A 12643-nucleotide genomic window follows, 5' to 3' on the forward strand; every position below is an offset into this window, starting at 1 on the left:
CCATGGGAGTCATTCAACGCCTTGACGCCCATACGGTCAACCAGATCGCTGCCGGCGAGGTGGTTGAGCGACCGGCTTCGATCGTGAAGGAATTGCTGGAAAACGCCCTCGACGCAGGCGCCACTCGGATCGATGTCACCCTCGCCGAAGGCGGGAAAAAACTGATCCGCATCGTCGACAACGGCTGCGGTATGGCGGCCGATGACGCTGAGCTTTGTGTGGAGCGCCATGCGACGAGCAAGATTCGCCGGGCAGAAGACCTGGCGGCGGTGCAGACCCTTGGTTTTCGGGGCGAAGCGCTGCCCTCGATCGCCGCCGTATCGCGCCTGATCATCACGACCCGACGAGCCATTGACAGCCAGGCCACTCGGGTGCTGATCGACGGAGGGAAACGTCACCCCGTCGAAGGGGTGGGGGCGCCGCCAGGGACGACCGTGCAGGTAGAAGACCTTTTTTACAACACGCCGGCACGGCGCAAGTTTCTCCGCTCAGCCACGGCGGAAGGCTCCGCCTGCGCCGAGGTGATCTGGCGTCTGGCCGCCGCTCATCCCCATGTCGCATTTTCTTTGACCCAGGGGAAACAGATTAGCTTCCGCTCCCCAGGGAATAATAAATCATTAGAGACATTGTCGGCTGTCTACGGCCGGGAGATCATCCCTTTTCTGCTGCCCCTGTCGGCTGTGTCGCCAGAGGGCTGGGCTTTGAAGGGGTATTTCGGCTCGCCGTCGCTGCACCGGAGCAACCGCAATCACCAGAACTGGTTCGTCAACCAGCGCTGGGTGCGCTGCCGCAGCTTGAGTCAGGCTGTGGAAGAAGCCTATCACGGACTGCTGCCTGCCGGCCGCTTCCCTTTTTTCGTACTCCATCTGGAACTGCCGCCGGAAACGGTCGATGTTAACAGCCACCCGACCAAACAGGAGATCAAGATCGACCGCGAGCGGGATGTGGCTGATTTCACACGCCAGGCTGTTGTGCAGGCGCTGCGCGGCCGATCTCTTTCGCGACCATTCTGGTCGGACGCTCCTTCTAAGAATGATAGGGTCTCTTCGCCTCCTGTAACCCACTCATCCTCTTCGACCGCATTGTCTCCCTTGAGCCCTTTGACTCCGTTGACTTCCTCTGCTCCGGTGCAGGCCCATTCTCACGTTTCCGCTCCTCTTGTAGCTATCAAGGAGCAGATTTTGCCAGCCCCGGCGGCCTTTGTGGCGGAAGCAGAGCGGTGGAGACAGGAGCGGCTTCTCCTCCTTCGCGCAGAGGCTGATTTGCCGTCCTCAGTTGAGAACTCGGAAACAACAGGAGCTCTTCAAGAATCCTGTCGTGAATACCGTGAGGTTTCCCTGGAGAAAAGTCGCCGGGAATTTCGCGAACAGTCTCTCCAAGGAGCATATCCGGATAGCTTACAAGAATCACTTCGGGAAACAACGTATCAGGAGATCCTGCAAAAGTCTTCTGGGAAAGCTCTTATGGAATCTCCCCGGGAAGAACTATCGAACGTTGGCGCAGAGTGGGAACCTCCGAGGGGAGATGGGCGTCTAGCGGCGATGGATGTGGGCGACTGGATCCCCATCGGCCAGTTCCAGCGCTCCTACATCCTCGCCGAGGGCGGCGACGCCCTCTACTTGGTGGATCAGCATGCCGCCCATGAGCGGGTTCTCTATCATGAGTTAAGAGAGCGCTACCTGAACGAAGCGGGTGAATGCGCCAGCCAGCAGTTGCTGCTGCCGGTGACAGTCACCTTGACGCCCGCCGAGTTTCAGGGCGCCATTGAGGCCATCGCCGAGCTTCGCGACGCTGGATTGGTCCTGGAGCATTTCGGTGGCAACACGCTGTTGATCCGGGCCGTTCCGGTCGGATTGCCGCCGGGAGAGGAAGAGGGGCTTCTCCGGGATATGCTGAACGGTCTGATGAAAGGCCTTCGCGACCGCGAGGTCATCCGGGGGGCCGCGTTGAGCAGCTTGGCTTGCCGTGGCGCTGTCAAAGCGGGCAAGGCGATGAGCCATGCTGAGATGAGCGCCTTGCTGCAACGGCTGGCGCGGTTAGAAGGAAATGACACCTGCCCCCATGGCCGTCCTTATCTGCTGCGCATCGACCGCGCCGAACTTGAACGCCGCTTTCATAGGAGTTGACCATGGCGCCGCAGGAACATAGTTTCGAACATTGCGCTGGACCAGATACTTTCGCAGAAATCCCGTTGCAGGAATTGATTGTGACCACCGTTCATAAAAGCACCCCTGGTGTCGAGGAACGGGCCCGTTCGCTGGCGGCGGAACTGGGCGCCGTCTATGTGCCGAGGGAAGGGAAGTCTGCCGAACGGCTCTCTCAGGAAGCAGGTCACAAGGGGCTGCTCATTGTCGAGAAGAACAACCTAACCCTCCGGCAGGAAGAAGAGACTTTCTTTTTCCACCCCAACATGGCCGTGCTGCGCATCCGGGCCCTCCGAAGGGGGCAGCAGGATCCCCTCGTCCATGCCCTGGACATCCGCCCAGGGGACCGGATCCTTGACTGCACCCTCGGCCTTGGCGCTGACGCCCTTGTGGCGGCCTTTGCTGCCGGAGAGGACGGCGAGGTGACTGGGATTGAACACAGTCCCTTGATTGCGCTGATCGTCCGCGAAGGGTTGCAACAGCCGCGGCAGAGAACGGCTCCGGAACTCTGCCAGGCCATGGCCCGCATCTGTGTGCTCCAGGGCGACCACCGCACACTGCTTGCGGGATTTCCGGAGGGCAGTTTTGACTCCGTCTATTTTGACCCCATGTTTCGGCAGCCGCAGCGCGCCTCCAACGGGATCGGCGGTCTGCGGCAACTGGCCGACCCCCGGCCGCTGGAAGCGAAGGTAATCGCCGAAGCGCGTCGGGTAGCGCGCCGCCGCGTCGTCATGAAGGAGCGGCGCGAGAGCCTTGAATGGGAGCGCCTGGCGCCTGAACGGATCGAATGCGGCAAGCACGCCCCTGTGGCTTATGGCATCTGGAGCGGAGGAGGTGTAGCCCTTGAGAAACAGTAAGGCTCCGCTCGAAGCGGCGATCGAGGCCCAGGGTCGACAAGATGGGCGAGGCGAAGGCATTCGAGTCTGCCAAGGCGGTCACGACGTTCGAGGCGGCCAAGGCACTGACGACCTCCTGCCGCTCGTGCTGATCGTGGGGCCTACAGCCGTCGGCAAGTCTGACGCCGGTATCGCCGTGGCCCAGCATTTCAACGGCGAGATCATCTCTGGTGATTCGATGCAGGTCTACCGGGGGATGGACATTGGCACGGCGAAGCTAAAGCCGGAGGAGCGTGGCGACATCCCCCATCACATGATCGACATTCTTGATCCCGATGAGCCCTTTAGCGTGGCCGACTTCCAGCGCCAGGTGACAACCCTCATCCCCGAAATCGTCAGCCGCGGCAGGCTGCCTATCCTGGTGGGAGGCACCGGGCTGTACGTCCGGTCGATCATCGACCACTATGAATTCAGCGAAGAGGCGACAGACCTGGAACTGCGCCGCCGTCTGGAGCAGGAAGTCGATGCGGCCGGGCTTCAGGCGATGCACAACCGTTTGGCCGAGGTCGATGCGATGGCGGCTTCGCGGATTCATGTGAATGACCGCAAGCGCATCATCCGCGCCCTGGAAGTCTATCACCTAACGGGACGCCGACAGAGCGATTTTCACTATGCCGATTCGGTCCAGCAGCCGAAATACCGGCTGGCGCCCATCGCCCTGACCATGGAACGGCAAGAGTTGTACCGTCGCATTGACCTGCGTGCCCGGATCATGATAGAATCGGGGTTGGTGGAGGAAGTAAAAGGGCTCCTCAACAGGGGATACCCGCCAACACTTCCATCGATGCAAGCCATCGGGTACAAGGAAATCGTCGGGTTTTTGCAGGGCGAATACGACCTGGCTCAGGCGCTCTACTTACTGCAGCGGGATACGCGGCATTTTGCCAAGCGTCAGTATACATGGTTTCGCCGGGACACCCGGCTGATCTGGTTTGCCGCCGACGCCATAGAGCGGGAAAGACTGATGGAAGGTATTTTCGACGCCGTCAGGAACGCTCTTGGAGGGCATGTAGAGAGAAATATAAATGATGGAGGGGCACTCAGATGACCAAACAACTCAATCTTCAGGATGCATTCCTGAATCAAGTGCGCAAAGAAAACCTCCCGGTCACCATCTTTCTGGTGAACGGCTTCCAAATCAAGGGGATGGTCAAAGGCTTTGACAGCTTTACCGTCTTCCTTGACGTGGAAGGCAAGCAGCAGATGGTCTACAAGCACGCCATCTCGACGATCATGCCCTTGCGTCCGGTCTCGCTTTCCATGGATACAGCCAAAGCCTAATCGAAGCAGTCAAAAAAACGCCTCACTTGATTTGAGGCGTTTTTTTATGCCCAAAAACTTGATTTGTTTTGAATAAATGGAAGGATTATGAAATAATCTGGTAGAATACATACGTTAGATCGGTGCGGTCATGATGATCGGTTGGCAGTTCGAATCGATGCTCAGATTGCCTTCTCTACGGTCTCTGACTGACGCCAATGATCGAAGAGACTCTCTAATCACCGGAGAAAAAACGAATTGAGGTGGATGGAATAGTGGAAGAGCTGTCCGAACAAAGGCAGAATACGATGGAATCGACGGAGAGCGTAAAGCGTAGAGGCCGCATCGTCGCTGCCGGTTTCGAAAACGATCCTGCAAGAGGACTACTGTCGCCTCCGCTCCCCCCCTATAAGCACCGGAAAAAGAATGCCCGCTCGCCAAGGCGTTTTTTCTTCGCGATTCTGATTGCGGCTATGCTGCTTTTGGGGGGAGGGGCGGTCGCTTGGTACAGCGGTTGGAGCCCCCTCGTGACGACCGTGTCCACGCTCTCCGGAGGGAGAATTTCCGGCGCCGGTCTTACCCCGCCGCCTTCGGCAGCCAGATTAACCGCACTGGAAGGAGGGGGGACTGCTCAGCGTGCTTCTGATCAAGGGGGCTCTGCGCAGGGAGGTACGAACAGCACCAGCGCAACCGAACCGTCTAAAGCGGAAGCCCGCTGGGAGAACGGCTGGCTGATGGAAAAAACCTTGGACAAGCTACCCTTTGTTCCTGCCGCCATGGTTCCCCTCAAAGGGGGGCGCGCCGTTGTCGCCGATACCCAAGGAGTGCTCTACGTCATTGACCGAGAAGGCGCGGTGGAACGGCAGTTTCGATTCTCTGACGGTAACGAGCCGACGAAGATAACCGGTCTTGCCGTTGATCCTAGAGGATATATTTTTGTAGGAACTGATGAACGCATCGAGGTTTGGCAGGGAACAGGCGAGTTCTCCTCTTATTTTTCCCTCGGCGGCATCGCGTCGCTGGCGGTCAATGAGGAAGGGAAGCTGATGGTAGGCGATCAAAAGGGAAAGATCAAAATAATTTCGGCGGCTAGACCAGGGAATTTGCCCTCTATGTCGAAATATCCTGAATAAAAGGTCATCTCTTTTGAACGGAGATGGTGAACATGAGCATCTTCCCCTGGGAAAGCCAATGGGAAATGGTCGCCTGGTTTGCGCTCTTCGGAGGGATTGCGCACTTCAGCGACCAACTGTCGGCTTCCATGGTGCAACGCGGTTTCGGGCGACAGAACGCCTGGTGGCTGCGGGGCGGTGCGAGCTGCCTTGTGATCGGGCTCTATCCCCTGTTTTATCTGGGAGCCGATGTCATCGTCGGTGAAGCGACGCGCATGGCGGAGACAGCGCTTTCCGGGGGAGGGCGAGCCATCGCCGCCGGGGTGTTGGCGATGGGATCCGCCTTGCTCATTTCTACAGGACGATACATATCACTGCAGCGGGAAGTCCTGCTTGAACAGGTGCTCACCGGTTGGGACTTCGATTTTGATGAACTGGTTGAGGAACAGGGTTCGACGGCTCAATCCATCCCTGAGTTGAACGAACTGAACAACCGCTTTGGCAGAGGTCGCCTCTCTGTGGTTGTTTTAAACGGAGAAGGGGAATTGCTCACCCTCGGGGTGCGCCGTTCCAGCCATCTCTGTTTTGGACCACAGGAGCCCTTCCAACTGGCCTCCTGGATCAGTTTGGAGGGGGGGCAATCAGTGGCCATCTGGTTTCGGACCGAGGAGGATCGCCGCCCACCTGCCCTTGAGGAATTGGATGAGGTGCGGCGCGTGGCCCAAACGCTTAATCAGCGAAAGATCGATCTCCGCTACGTCCTTTTCCACAACGGTTCGCAGGTGCAATGCCTCTATGCCGAGCCGCCTTCTCCATCTGGTTGCCAGGGGATGTTGCCTGTTAACCGGGAATCGACGCACACCATGTAACGATACGAAGTAATGCTTGAGATCGCGACAAAGCCTGGCGACGACGCCGGGCTTTGTTTTTTTCTGGGCGGCGCCGTCATAGGATGTATGGATCGGGGCAAGCGGGAGGTGACTGACTTGAAAATCCGGGTGAACATCAACCCCGACACGCAGCCGACTTTGTTGAGCAAGACCTCCTGGCTGCCCCTCCCGAACCCCTTGATTCGCGGAGGATTGGCGGAGGGCAAGGAGGAGCGGGGTAAAGAAGAACGAGGCAAAGAGGAACGGGAACCGGAGAAGACGGGGCTGACCGGTAAGGTTGGCGAAAAGGTCAAAGCCACAGGCAAGGTCCAGGAGATCCTCGATGAGATCAACGGCCTTGTGGGGCTTCAGGAGATCAAGGCGCTCATCCATGAATTGCGCTCCTTTGTGGAGATTCGGCAGCTTCGGGGCAAGGAGGGCTTGATCAACGAACCGATGGCTCTGCACATGATCTTCAAAGGCAATCCCGGTTCCGGCAAAACAACGGTGGCTCGTCTGATCGGGCGGCTGTTCAAAGAACTGGGTGTATTGCCGAAAGGGCATATCGTCGAGGTCGAGCGGGCCGATCTGGTCGGCGAATACATCGGCCACACGGCCGTCAAGGCGCGCGAACAGGTGAAAAAAGCGCTCGGCGGCGTACTCTTCATCGATGAGGCCTACTCGCTGGCCCGAGGGGGCGAGAAGGACTTTGGCAAGGAATGCATTGATTGTCTCGTCCGGGCGATGGAGGATCACCGAGACAGTCTGATCTTGATCCTGGCTGGCTATAAGGACGAGATGGAGTATTTCCTGCACTGTAATCCTGGGATTCGCTCCCGATTTCCCATCCAGTTGGAGTTTCCCGATTACACGACGACAGAACTGCTGGCCATCGCCGACGCTATGGTTGCCCAGCGGCAGTACCGCATGTCGGGGGAAGCGCGGTTGACGCTGCGCAACTTTTTGCTGCACCAGGAGAAATTCGGCCACCGCCACCGGGGAAACGCCCGGCTCGTCCGCAACATCGCCGAAAAAGCGATCCGCCGCCAGGCGGTGCGCCTTCTCCATGCCTACGACTATCAGAAAATCTCCCGGGAAGCCTTGATGACGTTGGAAGCCCAGGACATGCTGGAAGGATGCAGCCTTGCCGGCCTGGAGCCATCGCCGTAGGCCGAGAGCATCCTACACTGGCGCAGGCGCTCCTCTATACTGGCGGAGGCGCTGCATGGGACTCCTGCGCGCTAGGCAAAAGGGCCACGGCTATGGTAAACTATTGCTATGAGTGAAGAACGCATAAAAGGCAACTTGAATGGGGTAGCACGCGCACGGCTGGAACGGTTGCGCGGGTTGCTGGAACTGCAGATGGACGCTGATTTGCTCCTTGACCCGGAAGCGGGGAAGGAGCTTGTTTTGTTTACCTCTCTGACCGGGCGAGAGGTCGCCCTTTTTATCGATCGGCGGGGTCGGGTGGCCGATCTCGTCGTCGGCGACGCCCACACGGTGGCCATGACGGACCATGATGGACGCCGGGGGACGCGGCGCCTCGCTGGTGTCCGCTGCATCCACACCCACCCTGGCGACAGCCCTTGTTTGAGCGATGTCGATCTGTCGGCGCTTCGCCAACTGCGGCTTGACTGCATGGCGGTGATTGCCGCCGCTGAACCCCATCGCGGCTCTGTTGCCTATTTGTCTCCTGACGGGGAGGGCGCCATCGAAACGGTCGGGCCGTTCGGTTATGAGAAACTTTGCGCCTTTCCCTGGCGGGAGGCGGTCCGCCTCTATGAAAAGAGCGTCTCAACGGCGGGGACGACGTCAACAGGCGCGGAACAAGAGCGCGCCTTTCTCATCGGTCTTGAACCAGGTCTTGGGGAGGAGGAAGGGCCTCTCGAAGAACTGGCTCAACTCGCTGAAACGGCGGGCGCTCTCATCGTCGGGTGGATGACGCAGCGGCTGGAACGGCCGGACCGCGCCACCTATCTCGGGTCGGGCAAGATCCGGGAATTGGCGCTGGCTGTGCAGGTGACGAGGGCCGATCTGCTGATCGTCGATGAGGAACTCTCACCAGCCCAGCAACGGCAATTGGAGAGCCTCACCGGCATCCGGGTCGTCGACCGGACAGCCTTGATCCTGGACATCTTCGCCGGGCGAGCGCGGACCAGAGAGGGCAAACTGCAGGTGGAACTGGCCCAACTGCAGTACTTGCTGCCGCGATTGATCGGCCAGGGCCAGGCCTTGTCCCGCTTAGGCGGCGGCATCGGCACCCGCGGTCCGGGGGAGACGAAGCTGGAGACGGATCGGCGCCACCTGCGGAGACGGATGAGCGAATTGGAAGGGGAACTGAACCATGTCCGCCGCCACCGGGAACGGTTGCGCTACTCCCGGCAGCGATCCGATCTGCCCCTGATCTCCATGGTTGGCTATACGAACGCCGGCAAGTCGACCTTGAGCAGCTTGCTGGTGGCGCGTTTTGCCCCCCTCGGGGGGCCTAGCCCCGGCGGGGAAGACAAGCTCTTCGCCACCCTCGATCCGACGACGCGGAGGATCTGTTTACCTGAGGGGAAAGATGTGCTGATCTCTGATACGGTCGGCTTTATCCGCAAGCTGCCTCACTCGCTGGTGAAGGCCTTTCGGGCAACCTTAGAGGAGATCGTGGCCGCAGACCTGTTGCTGCATGTAGTCGACGCCTCCCACCCGGCGGCAGCCGAACAGATGAAGACAGTGGAAGCGGTGCTCTCGGAGATCGGCGCTGGCGAGAAGCTGGTGCTGACGGTGCTAAACAAGATCGACCGGTTGCCGCCTGGCGGTATGGATGCTTTGTTGCAGCCTCCGGATCCCTGGGTCGCCCTGTCCGCCCACACGGGCGAGGGGATTGACGCCCTGCTGGAGGCAATCGACCGGCTCTTGCCGGATGATCGCGTTGAGGTAGATGTGTTGATCCCTTATGACCGGGGAAATCAGATCGATCTTTATTACCGGAACGGCGTCGTTCGCGATGTGACCTATGAAGCGGAAGGCATCCGCATCCGGGCCAATGTGCAGAAGTCCCTTGCAGGAACACTTCCGGGCGTGCAAGGGACGCAGAGATGCGAAGAGACGACGAAACCGTAAAAAGCAGCAAAAAGTGAGATACGATGATACAGTGAATCACAAACTGAGTATTCAAAAAACGGGGAGAAGCAATGAAACAGGAAGAAGCAATCAAATCAGCAGGTAAGAGCAACCTCGGCCTTATCGCAAGCCTGTGCCAATCGGGCCGGCTCGCGCCAGAACTGGCGCGCCTCGCCGAAGCGGCTGCCAACGACGCGGCCCCTGTCATCGCCCGGCTGGCGGATCAGCGGGAGCGCCATCAAGTGCGGTTGCTGGAGGCTTTTCATAACTGCCGTGTTTCTGATTACCACCTGGGCGTGACGACTGGCTACGGCTATGGCGACAGCGCCCGGGAAACCCTTGACGAACTGTTTGCAGGCGTGTTGTCAACAGAGAGCGCTCTGGTGCGCGAGCAGTTTGTGTCGGGCACCCATGCTATCGCTACGGCCCTCTTTGGCATTCTCCGGCCGGGGGACGAACTTCTCTCGGCGACAGGAACCCCCTATGACACCCTTTGGGAGGTCATCGGCCTGGGAGAGGAACCGACCGAGGGGAGCTTGCGCGAGTTCGGCGTCACCTACGACCAGGTGGACCTGACCGCCGGCGGCGACATCGACCTGACGGCAATGCTCGCGCGCTTACGTCCGACCACGCGGCTCGTCCTCTTCCAGCGTTCCCGCGGCTACAGCCTGCGGCCATCCTTGACGGCGCGGGCGATTGGGGAGGCCTGTGAGGCCATCCACCGTGTTAGACCTGATGTGGTCTGCTTCGTCGACAACTGTTACGGCGAATTGGTGGAAGCAGAGGAACCGACGGCTCTGGGCGCTGATCTAATGGCTGGTTCGCTGATCAAGAACCTGGGCGGCGGCCTGGCGCCCACCGGCGGCTACATCGCAGGACGGGAGGAACTAGTCCGCCGGGCGGCAACGCGGTTGACGGCGCCAGGCATTGGCGCTCATGTGGGCAGCAGTCCCGGCGGGCGGCGGCTCTTTTTCCAAGGTCTGTTCTTGGCCCCCCAGGTCGTCTTTGAGGCCTTGGCCGGCGCCGTCTTCGCCGCCCGGCTTTTCGAGCTTCTCGGCTTTGCCGTGACCCCGCGCTTTGACGCCGAGCGCAGCGACATCATCCAGGCCATCACCCTGGGCAGTGCAGAGCGGGTTGTCGCCTTCTGCCAGGGGTTGCAAAAGGCCTGCCCCGTCGACGGTCATGTGGTCCCCCAACCGGCGCCGATGCCCGGCTACGCCGATCCGGTGATCATGGCGGGGGGAACCTTCATCCAGGGGGCGACGAGCGAATTGAGCGTCGACGCGCCCATGCGAGATCCCTATGCCGTCTATTTTCAGGGGGGGCTCTCGCAGACCTTCGTCCGCATGGGCGCTCTCTCGGCCGCCCAGACGTTGCTCGAACGGGGGCTGCTGCCTGACCGAGATTCTCAGAGACGATGATCCAGCCATAACTCAACCGTAATTCAGACTTGATTATCCGGACGATTGCCTTACTCCAGTCGTGTTGTTGTGATCATGTCCATCTCGTGCAGGAGCTTGTCAAATAATGTGGAAATACTAGTCCTAAATTGACACAGCGATGATACAGGGGAGAGACTCACTTTGTACGATTATTGGTTGATCGGAGCAATCGTCGTCATGTTCATCGGCGTTCTCGGCACCTTTTTGCCGGTAATTCCGGGCATCTCTCTGATCTTTCTTGCCATGGTCGGCTACGGCTTTGCGGAAGGGTTTCAAAAGATGACGCCGCTGTTTTTGGGGTTGAACCTAATCGCAGTTCTCTTGTCGATGGGACTTGATTACCTTGGAACGGCCTGGGGCGCACGTCGTTTTGGTGCATCCTCCGCAGGGACCTGGGGCGCTGTTGCTGGCGGTTTATTGGGACTACTGGTGCTTGGGCCGATCGGCCTGGTGGCCGGCCCCTTTATCGGCGCTGTCGCCGGAGAACTCTGGCATGGCCGTTCCATTGACAATGCCCTGGAAGTTGGCGTCGGGACGGTGCTCGGACTTGCGGGCGCTTCGGCGCTGCGCTTTTTGCTGGCCTTGGCGATGCTCGCCGCTTTCATCTGGCGCGTCTGGTAAGCGCCTTTGACTTGGGTTGCATAGGATGTTCACTGATGGCACGACAAAAGGGTGGGTCAGCCCGTCCTTATTGCTTGGAAAGGGGGACCTGGCGATGAAACAAACCGTCGCCGTGATCTGTGGCGGCCGCTCAGGGGAACATGAGGTTTCCCTCACATCGGCTCAATCCATCATCAAGGCCTTGAACCATTCCCGATTCGATGTACTGACCATCGGCATCGACCGCCAGGGCGCCTGGTGGATGGGGCCGGCGGTGATCGACAATCTGCGAAGCGGTCAAAAACCCTATGGGCAACGGGTCTATTTCTTGGCTGATCCAACCCGTCCCAGCCTGGTAGAAAACGCCGCCGGCGGGCAAATCATACCTGTCGATATCTTCTTCCCCGTATTGCATGGCCCCAACGGGGAGGACGGAACGATCCAGGGACTCTTTGAGACGGCCAATGTCCCCTATGTGGGCTGCGGCGTCCTCGCTTCGGCCTGTGGGATGGATAAGGCGATCACGAAGGCGCTCTTCGCTCAGAGCGGGTTGCCCCAACTGCCTTATCTGGTGGTGTTGCGCAAACGGTGGGAGAGCGAACGAGAGCAGGTCATCGGCGATGTGGAAGGCCGCCTGGGCTATCCCTGCTTCGTCAAGCCGGCCAATATGGGCTCCAGCGTAGGCATCTCCAAGGCATTGAACCGGGCGGAACTGATCACCGCCTTTGACGACGCCGTTCGCTATGACCGCAAACTAGTCGTGGAAAAAGGGATTAATGTCCGCGAGATCGAGGTGAGCGTCCTCGGTAACGATGAGGTGTCGGCGTCGCTGCCCGGCGAGATTGTCCCGGCCAAAGAGTTTTATGATTATGAGGCCAAGTATGCTGACGCATCTTCACGCCTGCTCATCCCGGCCCCCATCTCAGAAGCAGAGACGGCCCGGTATCAAGAGATGGCCATCCGCGCCTTCCGGGCCGTCGACGGTTCCGGCCTCTCGCGCGTTGACTTCCTCCTCGACAAGGACAGCGGCGACGTGTACATCAACGAGATCAACACCCTGCCCGGTTTTACCTCGATCAGCATGTATCCGAAGCTATGGGAAGCCACCGGGCTCCCTTATGGGGAACTGCTCGGGCGACTTATCGACCTGGGCCTTGAACGACATCGAGAAAAGCAGCGTAATGCGACGGAAAGGCTGCCTCGGCTGTAATC

General features: G+C 59.4%; 11 protein-coding genes. All 11 read left to right on the top strand.

Going from position 1 to position 12643, the window contains the following annotated elements; all coding sequences use genetic code 11:
- The first annotated feature begins 2 nt into the window (after window positions 1–2).
- The 11 genes from mutL to AC0CW1_RS03630 all read left to right on the top strand — a co-directional run bounded on the left by mutL (window position 3) and on the right by AC0CW1_RS03630 (window position 12641).
- Window positions 3–2126: a DNA mismatch repair endonuclease MutL gene (gene mutL, locus AC0CW1_RS03580; RefSeq protein ID WP_488181706.1), complete on the top strand. Its 2124-nt coding sequence runs from the start codon at window positions 3–5 to the stop codon at window positions 2124–2126.
- 65 nt (window positions 2127–2191) lie between these two features.
- Window positions 2192–3001, top strand: a complete 810-nt coding sequence (locus AC0CW1_RS03585; protein ID WP_488181707.1) for a class I SAM-dependent methyltransferase — start codon at window positions 2192–2194, stop codon at window positions 2999–3001.
- On the top strand, window positions 2988–4088 hold the full coding sequence (miaA, locus tag AC0CW1_RS03590; RefSeq protein ID WP_488181708.1) for a tRNA (adenosine(37)-N6)-dimethylallyltransferase MiaA: 1101 nt from the start codon (window positions 2988–2990) through the stop codon (window positions 4086–4088). Before AC0CW1_RS03585 ends, miaA begins: the two co-directional genes overlap by 14 nt.
- Window positions 4085–4321: an RNA chaperone Hfq gene (gene hfq / locus AC0CW1_RS03595; protein WP_488181709.1), complete on the top strand. Its 237-nt coding sequence runs from the start codon at window positions 4085–4087 to the stop codon at window positions 4319–4321. The genes miaA and hfq overlap by 4 nt, the downstream gene beginning before the upstream one ends.
- A gap of 254 nt (window positions 4322–4575) precedes the next feature.
- The gene (locus AC0CW1_RS03600; RefSeq protein ID WP_488181710.1) at window positions 4576–5433 is read left to right on the top strand and encodes a hypothetical protein; all 858 of its coding nucleotides are present in this window, start codon (window positions 4576–4578) and stop codon (window positions 5431–5433) included.
- A 32-nt stretch (window positions 5434–5465) separates the two neighbouring features.
- Entirely contained in the window at window positions 5466–6281 is an 816-nt protein-coding gene (locus AC0CW1_RS03605) for a hypothetical protein (RefSeq protein ID WP_488181711.1), read from the top strand.
- A 12-nt stretch (window positions 6282–6293) separates the two neighbouring features.
- Window positions 6294–7451, top strand: coding sequence for an AAA family ATPase (locus AC0CW1_RS03610; RefSeq protein ID WP_488181712.1), 1158 nt, complete (start codon window positions 6294–6296; stop codon window positions 7449–7451).
- Between the two features lie 108 nt (window positions 7452–7559).
- Window positions 7560–9389, top strand: coding sequence for a GTPase HflX (hflX, locus tag AC0CW1_RS03615; RefSeq protein ID WP_488181713.1), 1830 nt, complete (start codon window positions 7560–7562; stop codon window positions 9387–9389).
- Between the two features lie 71 nt (window positions 9390–9460).
- Entirely contained in the window at window positions 9461–10810 is a 1350-nt protein-coding gene (locus tag AC0CW1_RS03620) for a methionine gamma-lyase family protein (RefSeq protein WP_488181714.1), read from the top strand.
- 162 nt (window positions 10811–10972) lie between these two features.
- Window positions 10973–11452 (top strand): DUF456 domain-containing protein, encoded by a 480-nt coding sequence (locus AC0CW1_RS03625; RefSeq protein ID WP_488181715.1) that lies wholly within the window; start codon window positions 10973–10975, stop codon window positions 11450–11452.
- A gap of 94 nt (window positions 11453–11546) precedes the next feature.
- Window positions 11547–12641, top strand: coding sequence for a D-alanine--D-alanine ligase (locus tag AC0CW1_RS03630; RefSeq protein ID WP_488181716.1), 1095 nt, complete (start codon window positions 11547–11549; stop codon window positions 12639–12641).
- Window positions 12642–12643: the final 2 nt, after the last annotated feature.

The organism is Heliomicrobium sulfidophilum (genome assembly GCF_057715735.1).

Excerpts from the sequence above, each read along its gene's own strand:
- hflX (WP_488181713.1), top strand. The coding sequence starts at position 7,560 with ATGAGTGAAGAACGCATAAAAGGCAACTTGAATGGGGTAGCACGCGCA.
- AC0CW1_RS03630 (WP_488181716.1), top strand. The coding sequence starts at position 11,547 with ATGAAACAAACCGTCGCCGTGATCTGTGGCGGCCGCTCAGGGGAACAT.
- hfq (WP_488181709.1), top strand. The coding sequence starts at position 4,085 with ATGACCAAACAACTCAATCTTCAGGATGCATTCCTGAATCAAGTGCGC.
- mutL (WP_488181706.1), top strand. The coding sequence starts at position 3 with ATGGGAGTCATTCAACGCCTTGACGCCCATACGGTCAACCAGATCGCT.
- AC0CW1_RS03605 (WP_488181711.1), top strand. The coding sequence starts at position 5,466 with ATGAGCATCTTCCCCTGGGAAAGCCAATGGGAAATGGTCGCCTGGTTT.
- AC0CW1_RS03610 (WP_488181712.1), top strand. The coding sequence starts at position 6,294 with ATGCTTGAGATCGCGACAAAGCCTGGCGACGACGCCGGGCTTTGTTTT.
- AC0CW1_RS03620 (WP_488181714.1), top strand. The coding sequence starts at position 9,461 with ATGAAACAGGAAGAAGCAATCAAATCAGCAGGTAAGAGCAACCTCGGC.